Origin of the sequence: Shouchella lonarensis (genome assembly GCF_900096965.1) — a bacterium.
Taxonomy (GTDB): domain Bacteria; phylum Bacillota; class Bacilli; order Bacillales; family Bacillaceae_D; genus Shouchella; species Shouchella lonarensis.
The window spans coordinates 39470-58592 of record NZ_FMYM01000006.1; the positions used below are offsets into that span (position 1 = coordinate 39470).

At 44.4% G+C, this 19123-nt stretch carries 19 protein-coding genes; 3 read left to right on the plus strand and 16 right to left on the minus strand.

Annotated features, from left to right (window positions below; genetic code table 11):
* Window positions 1–2 precede the first annotated feature (2 nt).
* The 9 genes from BLT29_RS07295 to BLT29_RS07335 all read right to left on the minus strand — a co-directional run bounded on the left by BLT29_RS07295 (window position 3) and on the right by BLT29_RS07335 (window position 9165).
* Entirely contained in the window at window positions 3–410 is a 408-nt protein-coding gene (locus BLT29_RS07295) for a nucleotidyltransferase substrate binding protein (protein WP_090775668.1), read from the minus strand.
* Window positions 388–717 carry a nucleotidyltransferase domain-containing protein gene (locus BLT29_RS07300; RefSeq protein ID WP_176763856.1) on the minus strand — a complete coding sequence of 110 codons (330 nt, stop codon included), beginning with the start codon at window positions 715–717 and terminating at the stop codon, window positions 388–390. The genes BLT29_RS07295 and BLT29_RS07300 overlap by 23 nt, the downstream gene beginning before the upstream one ends.
* Before the next feature lie 32 nt (window positions 718–749).
* On the minus strand, window positions 750–1193 hold the full coding sequence (gene dtd, locus BLT29_RS07305; RefSeq protein WP_090775670.1) for a D-aminoacyl-tRNA deacylase: 444 nt from the start codon (window positions 1191–1193) through the stop codon (window positions 750–752).
* Window positions 1194–1247: 54 nt separating this feature from the next.
* Window positions 1248–3437 (minus strand): RelA/SpoT family protein, encoded by a 2190-nt coding sequence (locus BLT29_RS07310; RefSeq protein WP_090775671.1) that lies wholly within the window; start codon window positions 3435–3437, stop codon window positions 1248–1250.
* Between the two features lie 116 nt (window positions 3438–3553).
* Entirely contained in the window at window positions 3554–4069 is a 516-nt protein-coding gene (locus BLT29_RS07315; protein ID WP_090775672.1) for an adenine phosphoribosyltransferase, read from the minus strand.
* A gap of 2 nt (window positions 4070–4071) precedes the next feature.
* Window positions 4072–6420, minus strand: a complete 2349-nt coding sequence (gene recJ / locus BLT29_RS07320; RefSeq protein ID WP_090775673.1) for a single-stranded-DNA-specific exonuclease RecJ — start codon at window positions 6418–6420, stop codon at window positions 4072–4074.
* A gap of 119 nt (window positions 6421–6539) precedes the next feature.
* A complete protein-coding gene (secF, locus tag BLT29_RS07325) occupies window positions 6540–7484 on the minus strand; it encodes a protein translocase subunit SecF (RefSeq protein WP_090775674.1) in 945 nt (314 codons plus the stop codon).
* Window positions 7474–8787 (minus strand): protein translocase subunit SecD, encoded by a 1314-nt coding sequence (gene secD, locus BLT29_RS07330; RefSeq protein ID WP_090775675.1) that lies wholly within the window; start codon window positions 8785–8787, stop codon window positions 7474–7476. The genes secF and secD overlap by 11 nt, the downstream gene beginning before the upstream one ends.
* Window positions 8788–8832: 45 nt before the next feature.
* Window positions 8833–9165 carry a post-transcriptional regulator gene (locus tag BLT29_RS07335; RefSeq protein ID WP_090775676.1) on the minus strand — a complete coding sequence of 111 codons (333 nt, stop codon included), beginning with the start codon at window positions 9163–9165 and terminating at the stop codon, window positions 8833–8835.
* Window positions 9166–9417: 252 nt separating this feature from the next.
* Between BLT29_RS07335 and spoVB the strand changes: the two genes are divergently transcribed.
* A complete protein-coding gene (spoVB, locus tag BLT29_RS07340; protein WP_090775677.1) occupies window positions 9418–10974 on the plus strand; it encodes a stage V sporulation protein B in 1557 nt (518 codons plus the stop codon).
* 11 nt (window positions 10975–10985) lie between these two features.
* On the opposite strand, the gene BLT29_RS07345 is transcribed toward spoVB, so the two are convergent.
* Complete coding sequence (locus BLT29_RS07345) at window positions 10986–11291, minus strand: YetF domain-containing protein (RefSeq protein ID WP_090775678.1); 306 nt, start codon at window positions 11289–11291, stop codon at window positions 10986–10988.
* Between the two features lie 154 nt (window positions 11292–11445).
* On the opposite strand from BLT29_RS07345, the gene BLT29_RS07350 reads away from it, so the two are divergent.
* Together BLT29_RS07350 and BLT29_RS14025 are read left to right on the plus strand one after the other, a co-directional pair.
* Window positions 11446–11820, plus strand: coding sequence for a TIGR04086 family membrane protein (locus BLT29_RS07350; protein ID WP_090775679.1), 375 nt, complete (start codon window positions 11446–11448; stop codon window positions 11818–11820).
* 219 nt (window positions 11821–12039) lie between these two features.
* Complete coding sequence (locus tag BLT29_RS14025; RefSeq protein ID WP_141769866.1) at window positions 12040–14445, plus strand: alpha-helical endospore appendage domain-containing protein; 2406 nt, start codon at window positions 12040–12042, stop codon at window positions 14443–14445.
* Window positions 14446–14651: 206 nt separating this feature from the next.
* Here the strand turns inward: BLT29_RS14025 and yajC are convergent, their stop codons facing one another.
* The 6 genes from yajC to ruvA all read right to left on the minus strand — a co-directional run bounded on the left by yajC (window position 14652) and on the right by ruvA (window position 19103).
* Entirely contained in the window at window positions 14652–14924 is a 273-nt protein-coding gene (yajC, locus tag BLT29_RS07365; protein WP_090775681.1) for a preprotein translocase subunit YajC, read from the minus strand.
* 28 nt (window positions 14925–14952) lie between these two features.
* A complete protein-coding gene (tgt, locus tag BLT29_RS07370) occupies window positions 14953–16101 on the minus strand; it encodes a tRNA guanosine(34) transglycosylase Tgt (RefSeq protein ID WP_090775682.1) in 1149 nt (382 codons plus the stop codon).
* Window positions 16102–16122: 21 nt separating this feature from the next.
* On the minus strand, window positions 16123–17151 hold the full coding sequence (gene queA / locus BLT29_RS07375; RefSeq protein ID WP_090775823.1) for a tRNA preQ1(34) S-adenosylmethionine ribosyltransferase-isomerase QueA: 1029 nt from the start codon (window positions 17149–17151) through the stop codon (window positions 16123–16125).
* Between the two features lie 70 nt (window positions 17152–17221).
* Window positions 17222–17428, minus strand: coding sequence for a DUF2905 domain-containing protein (locus BLT29_RS07380; RefSeq protein WP_090775683.1), 207 nt, complete (start codon window positions 17426–17428; stop codon window positions 17222–17224).
* The gene (gene ruvB / locus BLT29_RS07385; protein ID WP_090775684.1) at window positions 17421–18431 is read right to left on the minus strand and encodes a Holliday junction branch migration DNA helicase RuvB; all 1011 of its coding nucleotides are present in this window, start codon (window positions 18429–18431) and stop codon (window positions 17421–17423) included. Before ruvB ends, BLT29_RS07380 begins: the two co-directional genes overlap by 8 nt.
* A 69-nt stretch (window positions 18432–18500) precedes the next feature.
* Entirely contained in the window at window positions 18501–19103 is a 603-nt protein-coding gene (gene ruvA, locus BLT29_RS07390) for a Holliday junction branch migration protein RuvA (RefSeq protein ID WP_090775685.1), read from the minus strand.
* Window positions 19104–19123 lie beyond the last annotated feature (20 nt).

Genomic DNA, 19123 nt, shown 5'->3' on the forward strand with positions numbered 1-19123 from the left:
CGTTATTCTAGGTTGTTGATCTCTTCTTTTAGGCGTTCATATAAGCGCGACAACAATGGTTGATAGGAACATTTAATTTTGTCATAGATGCGTTTAGACTCCGCTTCATCATACAAATGCGACGTTTTATTGCGGTCTATCAGCATATCTATCCACGTTTCCCCGTCCTCAATCAAACCGTAAGCAAATGCCTCTTTAATCGTTGTCCGCGGGCTACTTGGCTCAGTCACACCCATATACGCTAAAAATACCTTCATCACTTTCCAACTTAACTCAAACGTAAACTTGAATCTCTGGATCACACCGTCATAAATAATCGGTTCTTCTTCATTGATCAACGTCGCTTCGTAAAGCCTCATCTGCGCACGTTCGTAATTACTTAGTTTTTCAAGCAATCTGTCCTTGTCCATATACAACGACTCCCTCTTTTTGAATACGCGTAAGAAGTGCCTCTTTCCTTAAACGATCAACGAAAGTGATGTCTATCTTCAATGGTGTAGGTATATCTAAAATAGCTTGCGCAATGAGGTTTTGCGTAGAGTGAGAGATAGGCTTGGTTACAATGGCTAAATCAATATCTGAAGTACGGCGATAATCCCCTCGTGCGCGTGAACCAAATAAAATGACTTTATCAATGTGCTCATGCTGCGCACAAAAGTGTTGTAACTCCGATACAAAGCGTGTGGAAATACCGGTCTTACGCCATAAGGATGTCACGATATTCCCTCCTTTCAATACTATCTATCCCACTAAAGACCGCTCTCCACAATAAGTGTGACCGGTCCGTCACCGACAAGGTCCACTTCCATCGTTGCGCCAAATACCCCGGTCTCAACGTGTAGACCGTGTGCACGTAATTTCTCATTGAAAAAATCATATAAAGAAGCGGCTTGGTCAGGCTTTGCGGCTTGCATGAAATTCGGGCGTCTCCCCTTACGACAATCACCGTACAACGTAAACTGCGATACGGACAAAACATGGCCGCCACGCGTGAGAATAGAATCATTCATTTTGTCATTTTCATCATTGAAAATACGCAAATGGGCAATTTTATCTGCGCAATAAGCCACATCTTCTTCTGTATCTTGATGCGTCACACCAACAAGCAAGACAAGACCGGCACCAATTTCCCCAACAACATCACCATCGACCCGTACACAACCGCGTGTGACGCGCTGAACAACGACACGCATACAACCACCCTTTCCAGACGACGGAAGTCCGGATTGTGATCTCTGACTTCCGATTTAGTGTGTTACCCGACGCACCGAGTAAATATCTTTTAACTGTTTTATCTTATCAACGATTTTTTGTAAATGAGCCACATTTGAAATGAGTATACTCATTTCAATCGTAGCCAGTTTCTGCTTATGATCTGAACGTCCCGATACAGTTTGGATTTGTGTTCGTGATTCCGTCACGACGTGCAACACTTCATTTAGCAAACCGTTACGGTCATACCCGATAATTTCAATATCAACTGGATAGGACTTCGTCTGTGAACCATGACATTCCCATGCCACTTCTAACAAACGTACGCGGGTCTTTTCATCTGTCACATTTGCACAATCTGAACGGTGGATTGATACGCCCCGACCTTTTGTAATGTAACCAACAATCTCGTCTCCAGGGACAGGTGTACAACAACGTGACAAACGTATGAGCACATTGTCTACTCCTTTAACACTCACACCAATTGTATTTTTACGTTTACTCGGAGAGAAAGTCTGAATATCATTCAATGCCTCATCTAAAGACTGCGGCTCATGCTCTTGTTCTTTTTCTTTTTGCCACTTCTCCGTTAGACGATTCACGATTTGTTTGACACTAATGCCACCATAACCAACGGCTGCATACATATCTTCTTCTCCAGCAAAACTGAATTTCTGTATCACTTCTGCTAGGTGCTCTTGGGTCAGGACTTCTTTTGGCTCCAAGGAACGCGCGCGAACTTCTTTTTCAATCATTTCTTGCCCTTTTGTAATGTTCTCTTCACGTTTCTCTTTTTTAAACCATTGTTTAATTTTATTTTTGGCGTGAGATGATTTGGTGATCTTGAGCCAATCATGACTTGGACCATACGAATGTTTTGACGTCATGACTTCAACAATATCACCTGTCTTCAATTCGTGATCAAGTGGCACAATTTTATTGTTCACTTTTGCACCGATACAGCGATTGCCAATTTCACTATGAATGCGATAGGCAAAATCAAGTGGCACTGAGCCACGTGGCAACTCGATGACATCGCCTTTTGGCGTGAACACAAACACCATATCAGAGAACAAGTCCATTTTCATGGATTCCATAAATTCTTGCGCATCATTTGTCTCTGTTTGTGATTCAATGACATCACGGAACCAACTTAATTTATCTTCAAAAGAGTAGCGTGGGCCTGACAGTGTTTTTCCTTCTTTATACGCCCAATGCGCGGCCACCCCAAACTCGGCCACCCGGTGCATATCTTCTGTGCGAATTTGCACTTCTAGTGGATCGCCATTTGGACCGACAACCGTTGTATGCAAAGACTGATACATATTCGCTTTTGGCATCGCAATATAATCTTTGAAACGTCCTGGCATCGGTCGCCAACAAGTGTGAATAATTCCGAGCACAGCGTAACAATCTTTAATATTCTTCACGATAATCCTTACCGCGAGCAAATCATATATTTCATTAAATTGCTTTTGTTGTAAAACCATTTTTCGATAAATACTATAAATATGTTTCGGACGTCCAGACAACTCCGCTGTCACATGTACCTCTTCTAATTGGCGTTTAATTCTCTCCATGACATCTGACAAATACGCTTCCCGCTCTGCACGTTTACGTTTCATTAAGTTCACAATACGATAATATTGTTGTGGGTCTAAATAACGTAATGCGGTGTCTTCTAATTCCCACTTAATGGTTGAAATCCCTAACCGATGTGCCAACGGTGCAAAAATTTCTAAGGTCTCATTCGATGTAACACGTTGTTTACGTGGCGGCATAAATTTCAATGTACGCATATTATGCAAGCGATCCGCTAATTTAATGAGAAGCACACGCATATCTTTGGACATTGCTAGCAACATTTTTCGGTGGTTCTCTGCCTGCTGCTCTTCTTTTGATTTATATTTAAACTTTTTTAATTTCGTCACACCATCAACAAGCATCGCCACTTCCGCGTTAAACGTTTCTTCTAACATGTCAACAGTGACATCCGTATCTTCCACCACGTCATGCAAAAAAGCAGCTGCGATTGTATTGGGATCGAGCTGAAGTCCAACAATAATCCCTGCTACTTGAATGGGATGTAAAATATAGGGTTCCCCTGATTTTCGATATTGTCCGCTATGTGCACATTTCGCAAACTCATACGCTTGCTCAAGAAAAAGAAGATCCTCCTCATGTAAATATGCACGCGCTTTTTCCAGCACTTCATCCAAAGTCATACAATCACCTTACTTATTTAACAAGTTTTTCTTCATTATCCGCTAACAGGCGGCTATTGTAAAGGGCAAACAACAAAAAAAGACTACTTTGCGTACACAAAGCAGTCCTAAATGCACTATTGATATGTCGTTAAAGAGAAAATATCATAACGCGTCAGCTTGTTTCGTCCATTCAAATAAGCAAGTTCAATCAAAAACGCTAAACCAACAACTTCTCCACCAAGCTCTTCAACCATCTGAATTGTCGCTTCAATTGTCCCGCCAGTAGCAAGCAAATCATCGGTAATGATCACACGTTGCCCTGGGTGGATGCTATCTTTATGAATCGTCAAGCAATCTTTTCCATACTCTAACCCATACTCACAGCTAATGACTTCACGTGGCAATTTCCCTTTCTTACGCACAGGAACAAAACCAATCTCAAGCGCTGTTGCAACAGGACAGCCGACCACAAAACCACGTGCCTCTGGACCAACAATGACATCAGCTTGCTTTTCTTGTGCAAATGTGACCAACTCACCAATTGCCTTTTTGTATACAGGACCGTTTTGCATTAATGTCGTAATGTCTTTAAATCGAATGCCCTCTTGAGGCCAATCTTCCACAATTGTAATATAATCTTTATAATTCATCCTTACTTCGCTCCTTCTTTAACTCGGGCAGGTTCGATCACTTGATCAAACCAAGTTTTTAATTGTTCATAAGACGCATAAACAAACATTTGCTCTAGCCATGTTTGTTCTTGCTTTTTTCTAAAGGTTGGAGAATCTTCTAACGACTTCTTGATTGGATCAGAAACAAAACGAACAACGCCTCTCTCAACAGTAATAAAACCAAGCTCTTCAAATACTGTCGTCATAAACGCAACCGTTTCTGCTGACCAGCCTCGATGTGCTTCCAACTTTTTAGCTAATTCACCAACCGCAAATGTGCCTCGTTTTTGTAAAAAAGCATAGTACCATTTAAACTGTTCTCGATTTGGATTCGTCCGAAAAAAAGCTTCTTCTTCTTCAGAAAACACGACATAAATACGATGCGGTACGCCTTCATGACGTCGGAAAAACTGCATGAAGTCATCTCTACTGTCAGGTAAGTCAAGAAAAACAATATACGTACCGTTGAGAGATTGTTGTTCACCTTGATGATGAATCACATCAACCGTCAAATGTAATCGTTCTAGCGTCGTTGACTGAAATGCAACGGGCAAAACAGGCGCATCTGAAAGTGCTGCCAGTCTCGTATTTAATTGCTTTGCTTGAATGCTACGCCAGTCAAATAGTTGCCAGTGCGACACGGCGACATCTTTGATGAGAAATTGTGGCTTCACGTGGCCATTCCATTCGTTTATTTCCGCCGTTCCAACGACAGAAAGCGTCGCTTGAGGGGTCATTTCCTCGTACAAATGACCTTTGCGGAAGGCAACGGCATCAAGTGAGGTGTCTCCGTCAACAAACTGACATTTTAAATGATTTAACTCGCTGCCAATTTGGCGCATCTCCCCTAACGACACATGGGTAAGTAGCATGAGTGGTTTTCGGTTCCCTACACCAAAAGGGGCTAGCTGTTGCAGCTCGCGCGTCACCTCAAGGGTGACGTCTGATACTTTTGCAACCAAGTCAATCTCCATTGTCGGTGTGAAATCGGTTTCTGTCAATACTTCTTGCGCATATTCATCTAATCTCGCTTGTAATCTTGTCACATCTGCTAATGCCATTGTTAAACCAGCTGCCATCGGATGACCACCAAAGTGTGGCAAGAGATCGCGATTTTTTGAAAGCGCTGAGAAAATATCGAAACCAGCAATACTACGCGCAGAACCTTTCGCCAACCCTTTTTCTTTGTCTAAACTAAGTACAATTGTTGGGCGATAAAATTTTTCCACAAGACGCGAAGCAACAATGCCAACTACGCCAGGATTCCAACCTTCTTTCGCAACGATGATGACACGTTGCACTTCCTCTGCTTGCATCGCTTCAACAAGCATGATGGCTTCTTTTGTCATCTCGTCTACAACTGACTGGCGCATTTGATTATATTGCTCAATTTCCTCTGCAAGCGTCTTGGCTTGCGCTTTATCTGTTGCCAAAAGGAGCGCGACAGCAGGCTCAGCTGAGTCAAGACGTCCAGCTGCATTGAGACGTGGACCAATCCCAAATCCGATCACATCCGCATCGACCTCTTTTTGTCTCGCACCACATAGCGTTTTTAACGCTTGAATACCTGGTCGGTGACTCGCTTCCAACGCACGTAATCCTTTCTTTACAAGGAAACGATTTTCGTCTACAAGTGGAACCAGATCAGCAACCGTCCCAATGACAGCATAATCAAGCAACTCAAGTGCGTCATCTCCAAGCAGCGCTTGTGCCACTTTAAAAGCAACACCGGCACCAGCTAGTTCCTTGAATGGATACGGACACCCCGGCTGCTTCGGGTTCACAATCGCATAAGCATCGGGCAACTTTGGTGGTACTTCATGATGATCGGTAATGATAAAATCTAGCCCAATTTCACTAGCACACGCAGCTTCTTCCACTGCAGAGATTCCCGTATCAACTGTCACCACGAGCTGATAACCCGATGATTTTGCTTCTATTAAAGCTGGTTTATTTGGACCATAACCTTCTGTAAAACGGTTTGGAATATAGTAATCACATCTCGCACCAGCCATTTTTAATGCCGTCACAAGCAGTGCCGTCGCACTGACGCCATCCGCATCATAATCACCAAACACCAATACTTTCTCACCTTGATCACGTGCCTTGCAAATTCTTTCTACAACTTCTTTCATCCCTTTTAATAAATACGGATCATAAAAAGCGGGTGTCTCTTTTTGTAAAAAGACGTTTGCCGCTTCTACTGTATGAATGCCGCGTTGCACAAGCAAACGCGCTACCAACATTGATATCGATAATGACGATGCCAACTTTGCCGCTCGTTCATCATCTTGCGCTAATATCCGCCATTTCGCGGTAGATTGCAACATTATGTATCCCCCTCGACCCTCTTATTATACAGAAGGAATAAACACGTGTCCAATGAGAAAAACAGGTTAAAAAAGAGAAAAAGAGGGGTACTTTTTCGCACCCCCCTCTATGCTAGCGTTTAAATCATTTCTTCCTCTTGTGGCGGTTTTTCTTTGAGTCTTTTTAACCGACGCCATTCCCATACAAGCCACATTTGCGCACATAAGAACATGGATGAATACGTACCGACAATTAATCCGATCACCAGTGCGAGTGAAAAAGAACGGATCGCTTCGCTACCGAAAATAAAGAGCGCGAGTGCCGCAAACAACACTGTTAACATCGTGTTTATAGAACGAGTAATGACTTGCAATAAGCTCTTATTAACGATTCGTGCGAGATGATTGAAATCTTCAATTGGCTTTTCTTTCTTTTCTCTCTTCACATTCTCACGGATCCGGTCAAATGTAACAATCGTGTCGTTAATTGAATAACCAACCACGGTCAAAATGGCCGCAATAAATGGGACATTCACTTCTACTTGAAACAAACTAAATAAGACGATGACGAAGAACGCATCATGAAGCAACCCAACAATCGCCGCGATACCATAAAGAAATTGAAAACGCACGGCCACATACAACACGATGGCTACAGAAGCAATTAATACGGAAATCAATGCATTTCGTGCCAATTCCTTTCCAACAAGCGGAGAAACGGTACTAATATTCGGTACCTCACCGTACTTCTCTTTCATGTAGGATTGGACTTTAGAAATATCTTCTTTTGAAAGTGGCTCAATGAACCGAACATTTGCAACCTGATTTTGGTCACCACCAATTGTCATGTTGCGCGGTTCATGCGCAAGTGCCATTTGCTTAAAATCTTCCCTTAATGCTTCCTCTGTCAATGACGTATTCACTTGCACTTCTACATTGGAACCACTTTCAAAGTCCACACCAAGATTCAAACCGAGTGTAAACATGCAAAGAATCCCAAGAAGCACAGCAACGATCGAACCAACAAAAAACTTTTTCCGATGTTTCGTAAAATCAACGTTCCAATTCTCTGGACTAAAGCCCATTGATGTCACCTTCTTTCACACCAAACCAACGTGGACGCTTATTTAAAAAGCGACTGTTGACCCATAACCCCAGTAATAACCGTGAACCGTATACAGCTGTTACAAAGCTCACGACGATACTAATGATCAACATGACTGCAAACCCTTTGACCGAGCTTGTCCCAAAGTAGAACATCACACCAGCAGCAATCAATGTCGTGACATTCGCATCCATAATCGTGGAAAAGGAATCTTTCCCACCCACTTTGAAAGCTGACAACATCGATCGTCCGGCTTTTAATTCTTCGCGCATCCGTTCATACGTAATGATGTTGGCATCAACTGCCATCCCGACCCCAAGAATAAGTGCCGCAATGCCAGGCACCGTCAACACGGCATTCAATGCATTAAAAATGACGAGCACGAGGAACGTGTACACAGACAATGTAATGACCGCAACGACACCCGGAAAACGATAATATATCACCATGAAAGCAAAGATTAAGGCTACACCAATAATCCCAGCAAAAACTGTTTGTTTCATCGCCTGTTCACCGAGGGACGCACCAACAGACGTGGAATAGACTTCATCCAATTGGACCGGGAGTGCACCAGCATTTAACAACTCCGCTAGTTGCCGTGTTGATTCTGTTGTGAAATCTCCACCTTCAATCTGAACACTAGTGGAAAAAATCGGTTGCCGAACCGACGCCGCCGATAGAAACTTTTGTTCACTCTCAACTTTTTTACTTTCCTCTTTGTAACTGTCACCTTCTTCATAGTCGAGCCAAATGACAAGCATATTATTTGGCGGTGGCAAAGAAGAGATCTCTTTCGTAATCTCACCAAATTTGTCGGCATCCTTCAAAGTCAGCGTGACAATTGGTGCATTTGTTTCAGGGTGCAGTTGGCCCTTCGCGCCATTTTGCACCAAATCACTGCCATCAAGCAGCTCATTGTCATCGACGTCTCGGATCGTTAAATGCGCACCTGTCGCAAGCAACTCTCTTGCTTGTTCTTGATCTTTTACACCAGCAAGCTGTACGCGAATCCGGTTGTCACTTTCGATTTGGATAATCGGTTCCGACACCCCGATCGTATTCACCCGCTGATTCAGCGCTGTCGTTGTGGCGAGCATCACATCTTCATTAATTTTGTCGCCTTCTTTAAGCGGTCCGACTTCATAAAGCACTTCAAAACCGCCTTGTAAATCAAGACCAAGGCTGACATCCTTTATGACTGGCTTCGCGGTATACGCAATACCCGCCGCACATAGCGCGACAATCACAAAGAATAATAAAATTTTCGTTCTCTTTACTGCCATCTCGTATAAAACTCCTTTCTATCTACGATGTCCTGACGGGGCTGACTATTTGTATGCTTCTTCAGCCAATGATCCAGCGCGAGCTTCCGCTTGTTGTCCTGTCACCTCTGCCCAAGCTTGTTGCCAATCAGCTGGTTCTTGATACGACTTCATCGTGACCCATGTCATATAATCTTGTGGACGCATCGACAAGCACGCATCGACAAATGCGTAAAACGGGACGTATGATTTCTTTTTGCGTTCACTCGTGATAAGGCATTCCCATAAATCTTGCAGTTGCACGTGACGATAACCTAAGTCATGAAACTCTTCTAACTTACAGTGCAGTGCAGGCATGATTTCCTCTTGCCACACATCGAATTGTTGCTTTTCTCCCATCGTCACACCTTCCCCCAATGTTACAAATGTTAAAAATTAAAACGTGATCGGATCCATTCCTTACCACCTTATCGACCTATAAGTAATGCCGTTTGTACAAATTTCAGTATAGCGCAATGCAACAGACATGTACAGTCCAGATTGCTTCAACAATGCTTGTCATGTCTGTCCCGCAGCAGCATACATATGAATACGGAGTACACACGTCAAGGACCAGAGATTAGAAAATGAGGAAAAGGATGAGGACCGATCATGACAAAACAAACATTTTTAACAGGTACACTCATTTTAATTGCTGCTGGTTTTATTACAAAAGTACTTGGGTTTATTAACCGCATCGTTATGGCACGCATACTCGGCTCAGAAGGTGTTGGGTTGTACATGATGGCTGTACCAACACTCCTGCTCATTTTGACGTTGACACAAATGGGCTTACCAGTCGCGATTGCCAAACTCGTTGCTGAAGCAGAAGCAAGGGGAGAAAGACAGCGTGTCAAAAAAATTCTTGCGGTTTCCTTAGCAATGACCGCTGTACTTAGCGTCATTTTCACCACGAGTATGATTGCCTTCGCACCGATTGTTTCTAATACGTTACTGACAGATGCCCGTGCCTTTTACCCGTTAATTGCGATTACACCCATTGTACCGATTGTCGCCATTTCTTCTGTCATCAGAGGTTATTTTCAAGGTCGGCAAAATATGAAGCCAACTGCCTACTCACAAGTCATTGAACAAGTTATTCGTATTACATTCGTCGCTGTCCTCACCACAGCGTTTCTCCCACTTGGCTTGGAATATGCCGCTGCAGGCGCAATGTTATCTGTCGTTTTAGGTGAGCTTGCTTCTTTATTTTATATGCTTTATTTGTTTAAACATCATAAATCATTTCGGTTTCGGCATCGTTTTGTCTCCGCAGTTAAAGGAGGAAAGCACACGTGCCAAGCTTTATTATTCACGGCGCTTCCGACAACAGGGAGCCGTTTAATTGGAACCGTTTCTTTGTTTTTTGAGCCGATTGTCGTCGCTCAAAGCTTGGCAATCGCTGGCATTGCGACGAGTGTCGCCACGAGTCAGTACGGGCTACTTGTCGGCTATGTCGTACCTTTACTGACGTTACCTAGCTTTATCACGTATGCATTGTCTGTATCACTGCTCCCTAATTTGAGCGAAGCTGCGGCAAAAAAAAATACGACCCTCATCCATTATCGGCTCGAACAAACATTACGTATCGGACTGCTCTCTGGTGGGATTTGCGTCATCATTTTGTATGTATTTGCCACTGACTTAATGACACTTATGTATGATGCGCCAGAAGCTGCCGGTATGTTAAAAATTATGGCACCTTTTGCCTTGTTTTTATATATCCAAGGTCCATTACAAGCTGCGCTACAAGCACTCAATTATGCAAAAGTCTCCATGATGAACAGTTTATTTGGTGCTGTCATTAAAACCGCCGCAATTTTTGCCCTCTCTACACATACGAGCTTAGGCATCATGGGGGCAGCACTGGCAATTGTGACTGGGTTTGTCCTTGTCTCCGTCTTGCATTTTGCATCGATCGCAAAAACAACGGGATTTGTCATCAATGCGCGAGCCGTTATAAAACTCTCAATGCTTATTTTTATTGTCGGCTACGCTGCTACACTGCTACAACCAATGGTTTCACAAACATTTTCTCACCCACTCGTTGCGACTTTAAGTGCCATTGGTTTGACCACATGTCTTTACATGATCGGCATGTTCTTCCTACGTCTGATTAAAAAAGAAGAACTAAAACAGCTACCACTATTTAGCAAAATCTTAAAGTAAAGTTGGAACTGCTACTCCTTGTCATGGCATGCGATACGTTCTGCGACAAAGAAGCGGTTCTTACCCTTCATTGTACAATAAGAGATGTTTTTAATGTCTCGATAGCCAAAACGTCGCAATTGCTGTCGTAACCAAAACTCATTTTTGTTCAAACGTTGTAAATGTGTATGCTCAATTGACCCATCTACAATCAATGGCAACGAGCGTACCCATTTCTCTTTACTGTCACGAGCGGCTACATCATCTGTTTGCACCAAAAAAAGTCGCCGTGCACAAATGATGACGAACATCAATACAAGTAACGAAAAGATCACCATTCACTGTCACCCCACTCCATATTTCACACCACCGTGCTACTCGTACTATACCCAAACTTTCATGCTTTCATCATGTGTAGATTTCTCCAGTTCTCTTTGTCCCACTTTTTGAATAAGCATGATATAAAACGTTACACGAAAGGAGTTTTACGATATGACAAGCAACCGCTTTTTTCCAGCTGTCTTATTCGGTACTGTGGTCACATGTATCATCATCTTACTATTTAGTTTATGTTTGGCCACGTTGTTGTCGCTCACGAGCCTGACTGAACACTCGATTGAATGGCTCATGTTGCCTACTGCATTACTATCTTTATTTATAGGTGGCTTTCTCTCAGGTGCAAAAGCAAATGCAAAGGGATGGATCGCTGGTGGACTCGTTGCAATCCTTTTCTCTGGACTTGTCTTTCTCATTAGCTATTTAGGTTACAACACCACCTTTAGTAGTAAACAGCTTCTTTTTCATGCAGTGTATGTCGCCGTTGCTGCTTTAGGTGGCATGATCGGCGTCAATTTATCTAGTCAGTAAGGCGATCATACAAAAATCACACTTTGTATCGGGCTACTTTTTAGGCTACTTGCCACTTTCAAGTAGCCTTTTTTCGTCCTCTTCTGTTACATAAACCTCTCTTACTTTTTGTTTCCACTATGTCCAATCAAAAAAAAAGATACAACATATGCTATACAGAGTACTCATTCTACATTTTTTGAGGAGTATTCCAATCACATTAAGAAGGGAGTAATTCAAGTGTCTCAACCAAACATGCCAAATTTCACGCCCAATATTACCCTCGACCGTGATGATGTCGTCAATTTACTGCTCGCATCGATCGCGATGGAGGAAATGGGCTTAGCACATATTATTAATGCAGAAGGAGAGAAGATTCAATACGCTCTTGGAACATTGAATGGTCTCACTGGACCCCCTGCTACATTGCAAGAAATATTATCGATTAACGAAAGTGCTGCCGACATGCTCGACACGATTTTCAAGAAAGAAATTATCCTGGAATCAAAAATGAAAGCAGCGACAAACATTCCTACGTTGATCGGACCGACGGGCGCGACTGGGGCGACCGGACCAGCTGGCAGTGTGACAAGTGTGAACAATATCCTTCCTGATGGTCCAGGCAATGTCGTTCTCACCATTGGCGATATTCCAGGCGGCATTGAAAACATTAACGGCATCACTGCTGCACCAGATGGTAGTTTGACGTTAAATGCGGAAGATGTTGGCGCTTTTCCGTATGAAGAAGTGCCTTCTGGGAGTGATTTAGATTCGTTTATTACAGAAGGTGTTTACAGTTCTGAAGGGAATGCAGGCGGACCTGTGAACGGTCCACTCGGGTTTACAAGCCCGATATGGACATTGTATGTTTCTGTCATTACGCCGGGACCGACCACATCGATTTTACAATTGCTTATTGGTAACCCAACGATTTATGTACGAAGCGCGACCGATGACACAGGAACAACTTGGAACCCTTGGGAAGAGCTCGGTACACAAGGACCGACCGGACCGACGGGGGCTGGGGTAACGGGCGCGACTGGCGCCACAGGAGCCACTGGGGCGACTGGCGTTACCGGAGCGACCGGGGTTACTGGCTCCACTGGGGCGACTGGCGTGACTGGCGCAACTGGGATTACTGGTGCCACGGGCGCTACCGGTGTTACTGGCATTACTGGCGCGACTGGGGCGACTGGCGTGACAGGTGCTACCGGCGCTACTGGACCTACTGGCGTTACTGGACCTACTGGCGTCACAGGGGTTACTGGCGTTACTGGACCTACCGGGGCTACTGGGGCGACCGGCGTCACCGGCGTTACTGGCGCCACTGGCGTTACCGGTATCACAGGCGCTACTGGACCTACTGGCGTTACTGGGGCCACAGGGGCGACTGGCGCCACTGGACCTACTGGCGTCACAGGAGCAACAGGGGTTACTGGCGTTACCGGGGCTACTGGGGCGACCGGCGCTACTGGGGCAACGGGTGTTACTGGGGCTACTGGACCTACTGGCGTTACTGGCGTTACTGGACCTACGGGGGCCACTGGCGCCACCGGCGTCACTGGCGTTACTGGCGTTACCGGTATCACAGGCGCCACTGGACCTACTGGAGCCACAGGGGCGACTGGCGCCACTGGACCTACCGGGGCCACTGGCATTCCTGGACCTACTGGTGCTGACGGCGGTGGTGCTTTCCCAATGATCTATGTTAGTGAACAAGCAACTAACCAAGTTTCTGCAATTAATGGTTTAACAAACGAGATTGTTGCACAAATTCAAACAGGTGGCACAAATGAATTTGGTGGTGGTGCAATTGACACAATCAATAACCTCATTTTTGTTCCAGATGCTGGTAATAATACGATTACCATCATTGATGGATCAACAAACACTTTTATGATGACGGTGGCTGTCGGAACAACACCTCGAGGTTGTGAAGTAAATACAAATTTAAGCGTTTTATATGTATCAAATACTGGTACACCTGGTTCTATCTCGGTTGTAGACTATAGCTTGGCGACACCTGCAGCAATTAACACCATCACTGTTGGGAACAACCCTCGAGAATCTACATTCGATCCTATCAATAATTTACTATACGTCCCTAACAACGTCTCTGGAAATGTGTCTGTCATTGACACTACTACAAATACAATTACAACAACATTCACTGTAGGAAGTGCCCCACTAAAGCCAGGCATCGACCCAATACAACAAAAAGTATTTGTTCCGAATTTTGGTGATGATAATGTCTCGGTTTTTGACACATCCAGTATTCCTTTTGTCTCTATCACTACAATCACAGTCGGAGACCAACCAAGTTACACAGCTATGGATATTGAAACTGATCGCGCTTATATTTCAAATTTCAATGATCCAAGTGTGTCTGTTATTGACACTGTAAATAACGTCGTCACGTTCACAATTACTGATATCGGCTCCAGCCCGTATGGATTAAATTTAAACCCATTCTCTATCCTATTAAAAAATGCTTATCCTCTTCGATTACTATATATCCCCGATCGCCCAACTGAAGTAACCGTTGTCGATCTAAAAACAAATCAAGTTTTAGAAAACATCCAAATACCAGGGGCCGTAAACCCAAGATGGGTTGGCGTCAACCCATACGGAAACAAACCTTCTTAAGAATGATGCACTCATATCTGTTCAGTAGTATGTATTAGAGTAACGTTGTCATCAAGTTACGCACAAATCGATTTGGTTAAAAACGGCAATAATTGAAGCTACGTGATCGATATGATAAAACAAGAAAAAATTAAAGAGCTATCTTCAGAAGTAGACTTTTTGAAGATAGCTCTTTTTTTAAGGTTTGAGTGGCATAACCCTTCTTTTTATGACCCTGACTTCACTTCACGAATCGCTGAACGATCGTATGTAAGCTTTCGATTGTCATTCACAACTAAGACAACGACGTTTTCATCAATCGAGTCAATCACCCCGTGTAAACCACCAATCGTCACAATTTTATCCCCACGCTGCAGTGATGCATGCATTTCACGTACACGCTTTTGTTGCTTTTGTTGCGGGCGAATAAGCAAAAAGTAAAACACAACAATGATCCCGATAAATGGCAATAACGCGCCAAAGATACCTAACTGATCCATTCTTTTCCCTCCTTTCTGTATGATTACGCTAGAAATTCCGTGCGTTTTCTTTATTGAATCCATACTGCTCAAAAAGCTCCGCCCGAAAATCAAGCAGGCGATCTTCTTGAATCGCTTCGCGGACACGCTTCATTAAGTTGAGAAGAAAATACAAGTTATGATACGACGTTAATCGAAAACCAAATGTTTCTTCACATTTAATGAGATGGCGAATATACGCACGAGAATATGTTCGACATACGTGGCACGCGCACTGCTCATCAAGTGGACGGAAATCACTCGCGTAAGCAGCATTTCGCACGACCAAACGGCCACTACTTGTCATGCATGTCCCATTGCGCGCAATTCGTGTCGGCAACACGCAGTCAAACATGTCAATCCCTCGCACAGCGCCATCTATCAGCGAATCCGGTGAGCCGACCCCCATTAAATAACGAGGTTTATTCGTCGGCAACAATGGCGTCGTAAATTCGAGTACTTCATTCATGACATCTTTTGGTTCGCCAACAGACAGTCCACCTATAGCATAACCCGGAAAATCCATTGCTGTCAAATCATTTGCACTCTGTTTCCGCAAGGCTTCATACTCTCCACCTTGTACAATCCCAAATAATGCTTGCGCCTTTTCCTGCCCTGATTGTTCGTGTGTCTCTAAACAACGCGTAGCCCATCTCGTCGTTCGCTCAACCGATGCTTTCATGTACTCATATTCAGCCGGATAAGGTGGACACTCATCAAATGCCATCATAATATCAGAGCCGAGCGCATGCTGAATTTGCATTGCTTTCTCTGGCGAAAGGAATAGTTTCTCTCCACTGAGATGGTGACGGAACTGCACACCTTCTTCAGTGATCTTTCTTAAATTGCTCAAACTAAACACTTGGAAACCGCCAGAATCCGTTAAAATCGGACCGTTCCAATTCATAAACTTGTGCAGTCCCCCAGCTTGACGAATAATGTCTTCTCCAGGACGCAACCACAAGTGGTACGTATTACTTAAAATAATTTCGGCACCGACTTCTTTTAAGTCTTCTGGACTGAGTGTCTTCACCGTCGCCATCGTGCCAACCGGCATGAACATCGGTGTCTCAAACGACCCGCGTGGTGTATGTACCCGTCCTAGCCTCGCACCCGATTGCTTACATGTTTTAATTAATTCATATGTCACTGCTGCCATAATGGTTCTCTTCTCCTATCATTAAGGTCTAATAAACATCGCATCACCAAAACTAAAAAAGCGATAACGCTCGTCAATTGCATGTTTGTATGCGCTAAGTAACGCTTCTCTTCCGACTAGCGCACTTACCAACATGACAAGTGTAGATTTTGGCAAATGGAAATTTGTTAACAAACCATCAATGGCTTGATACGTATAACCCGGATAAATAAAAATATCTGTCCAACCTGCACAAGCAACAAAACCACCATGATCACGATAAACTGTTTCTAGCGTGCGCGCTGACGTCGTACCAACGGCAATGATGCGTCCGCCATTTGTATGCGTCTCTTTGAGGACATTTGCGGTTTCCTGAGACACTTCGTAATATTCAGCGTGCATGTCGTGTGCCTCAATTGTTTCAGCACTCACCGGTCGAAATGTGCCTAAGCCGACGTGTAACGTGACATAAGCGATGGAGACACCTTTTTCTGCCACTTGTTTTAACAACGTCTCGGTAAAATGTAATCCAGCTGTCGGCGCTGCTGCCGAACCGCGGTGTTTCGCATACACTGTCTGATAGCGATCAGCTTCATCCAACCGTTCACGAATATATGGCGGTAGCGGCATTGTTCCTAGCTCATCGAGTATTTCATAAAACACGCCATCATATGAGAAAGAAAACATCCGACCACCGTGCGCCAACACGGCTGTACAAGTTGCCTGCAAACGCCCTTCTCCAAAAGTGAGCACGGTCCCCACCTTCACGCGCTTCGCTGGTTTGACGAGCGTCTCCCACACATCTTCTGCCTCTTGTTTCAATAACAGTACTTCTACTGCGCCACCTGTATCTTTCTTTGCACCAAATAAACGCGCAGGCAACACCTTTGTGTCATTCAATACTAAACAGTCGCCTGGCATGAGTTCATCTACAATTGCTGTGAAGGTTGTATCTGTGAGCGCCTTCGTATTTTTATCTATAATGAGTAAACGCGAATCCGCACGCGCTGGTAGCGGTGTTTGCGCGATCAATTCTTCTGGTAGTTCAAAATCAAATGCTTCTACTTTCATGCCATCACCTTTTATCATCGTCTCCTTCAACCTTACCTAGCATACACAGAAGTCATCAGAAGCGCAAGTCTTACAGACGACGCAGAAGTGACACGACGACTGAGAGCACGATGCTAACAATAATACATGTCACAATGGGAAAAAAGACGGTCGTTCGTTCACCTTTCCATACAATGTCACCTGGCAACCGTCCCAGTGGCAACCAGCGGTCAACGAGCAACCAAATACAACCGACAACTACGAGCGCCACTCCGACTGCAATAATGACTTTAGCCATGTGCATCTTCCTGCGGTTGTAATCCATAATGCGCGTAACATTGTCTTGTCACAACGCGTCCTCTTGGCGTGCGTTGCACAAAGCCGATTTGTAACAAATACGGCTCATACACTTCTTCGATCGTGTCTGACTCTTCGCCAATTGTAGCTGCGATGGTGTCTAAACCGACCGGTCCGCCAGAAAACTTCTCCATCATCCCTCTTAGCAATTTGTCGTCAATATGGTCGAGTCCAAGAGGATCCACTTGCAACGCTTCTAGGGCGCTGCACGCGATATCATATGTCACCGTTCCATCGCTTTGTACTTGCGCAAAATCACGGACTCGGCGCAGTAACCGATTGGCAATTCGCGGCGTCCCACGTGAACGACGAGCAATTTCTAATGCCGCTTCTTCGGCTAACGATACGCCAAACACCCTCGCTGAACGCGTCACAATTTGTATGAGCTCTTCCGGTTGATAATATTCCAACCGCAACAAAACGCCAAATCGGTCTCGCAATGGTGAAGAAATCATGCCAGCTCTCGTTGTTGCCCCGACCAATGTGAACGGTGGTAAGTCTATTCGTACCGAACGAGCGGTCGGTCCTTTCCCAATGACAATATCAAGACAAAAATCTTCCATTGCCGGATAAAGCACTTCTTCAACGACACGGTTAAGACGGTGAATTTCATCAATGAATAGAACATCGCCCGGCTCAAGTGCCGTTAACACTGCCGCCAAGTCACCCGCTTTTTCAATTGCCGGTCCTGATGTGACCCGTAACTCTCCACCCATTTCCGCGGCAATAATCGCGGCTAGTGTTGTCTTGCCAAGCCCCGGCGGCCCGTATAAAAGCACGTGGTCTAACGCTTCCTTGCGCATACGCGCAGCCTTTAAAAACACAGACAAGTTTTGTTTAACAATTTCTTGTCCGATGTAATCAGCCAACGTTTGTGGGCGTAACTGCGTTTCATTTCGCTCTTCTTGTTCACTCGCTGTCCCGGTGACAAGCCGCTCCTCCATTCAGAGACACTCCTTTCTATACAAGGAATAACATTTACTGGAAATCATCCATTCCTTCCTTGTATATGCTTATTTCAGCATCATTTGTAACGCCCGACGTACATACGTCTCCGTTGACAACCCTTCTCCTTGTAGTTGTTTTTTAACTTTTTTCAGCTCTTTCTCACTGTATCCAAGGGCACGCAATGCTTCAAGTGCATCTATCAACGCTTCAGATGTCTCTGCAGTTGTGTGTGCATCCTCTCCAGGAAGTGGCACGCCTGCCTCTAAAAACACGCTCACCTTTCCTTTCAAGTCTAAAATCATTTGCCGGGCAGTCTTCTTCCCTACACCTGGAAAACGCACTAAAAACGCTTCATCTTCCGCTTCAATCGCACGCGCAACTTCAGTAGGCTCACCAGCCGCAAGCAACGCTAACGCCCCTTTAGGGCCAATCCCAGATACATTCAACAATTGCTCAAACAATTCTCGTTCCATTTCCGTTTGAAAACCAAAAAGTCGCTCACTATCTTCACGCACATAATGATATGTAGCGATCGTTACATCTGTATCAAGCCATTGCGAGAAACGATATGGATTTGCACAATGTGCTTGGTAGCCAACGCCGCCAACATCAACAACGATATATGTGGGCGCTATTTTCACAAGGGTTCCTTTTATGTAATCAATCATCAATTCGCTCCTCTCTAAAG

Coding starts and splice junctions, on each gene's coding strand:
- recJ (WP_090775673.1), bottom strand. CDS start 6,420: ATGTTGCAATCTACCGCGAAATGGCGGATATTAGCGCAAGATGATGAA.
- BLT29_RS07345 (WP_090775678.1), bottom strand. CDS start 11,291: ATGGTGATCTTTTCGTTACTTGTATTGATGTTCGTCATCATTTGTGCA.
- dtd (WP_090775670.1), bottom strand. CDS start 1,193: ATGCGTGTCGTTGTTCAGCGCGTCACACGCGGTTGTGTACGGGTCGAT.
- spoVB (WP_090775677.1), top strand. CDS start 9,418: ATGACAAAACAAACATTTTTAACAGGTACACTCATTTTAATTGCTGCT.
- ruvB (WP_090775684.1), bottom strand. CDS start 18,431: ATGGAGGAGCGGCTTGTCACCGGGACAGCGAGTGAACAAGAAGAGCGA.
- BLT29_RS07310 (WP_090775671.1), bottom strand. CDS start 3,437: ATGACTTTGGATGAAGTGCTGGAAAAAGCGCGTGCATATTTACATGAG.
- BLT29_RS07335 (WP_090775676.1), bottom strand. CDS start 9,165: ATGGGAGAAAAGCAACAATTCGATGTGTGGCAAGAGGAAATCATGCCT.
- BLT29_RS07380 (WP_090775683.1), bottom strand. CDS start 17,428: ATGGCTAAAGTCATTATTGCAGTCGGAGTGGCGCTCGTAGTTGTCGGT.
- BLT29_RS07315 (WP_090775672.1), bottom strand. CDS start 4,069: ATGAATTATAAAGATTATATTACAATTGTGGAAGATTGGCCTCAAGAG.
- tgt (WP_090775682.1), bottom strand. CDS start 16,101: ATGGCAGCAGTGACATATGAATTAATTAAAACATGTAAGCAATCGGGT.
- secD (WP_090775675.1), bottom strand. CDS start 8,787: ATGGCAGTAAAGAGAACGAAAATTTTATTATTCTTTGTGATTGTCGCG.
- ruvA (WP_090775685.1), bottom strand. CDS start 19,103: ATGATTGATTACATAAAAGGAACCCTTGTGAAAATAGCGCCCACATAT.
- secF (WP_090775674.1), bottom strand. CDS start 7,484: ATGGGCTTTAGTCCAGAGAATTGGAACGTTGATTTTACGAAACATCGG.
- yajC (WP_090775681.1), bottom strand. CDS start 14,924: ATGGATCAGTTAGGTATCTTTGGCGCGTTATTGCCATTTATCGGGATC.
- BLT29_RS07350 (WP_090775679.1), top strand. CDS start 11,446: ATGACAAGCAACCGCTTTTTTCCAGCTGTCTTATTCGGTACTGTGGTC.
- BLT29_RS07295 (WP_090775668.1), bottom strand. CDS start 410: ATGGACAAGGACAGATTGCTTGAAAAACTAAGTAATTACGAACGTGCG.
- queA (WP_090775823.1), bottom strand. CDS start 17,151: ATGAAAGTAGAAGCATTTGATTTTGAACTACCAGAAGAATTGATCGCG.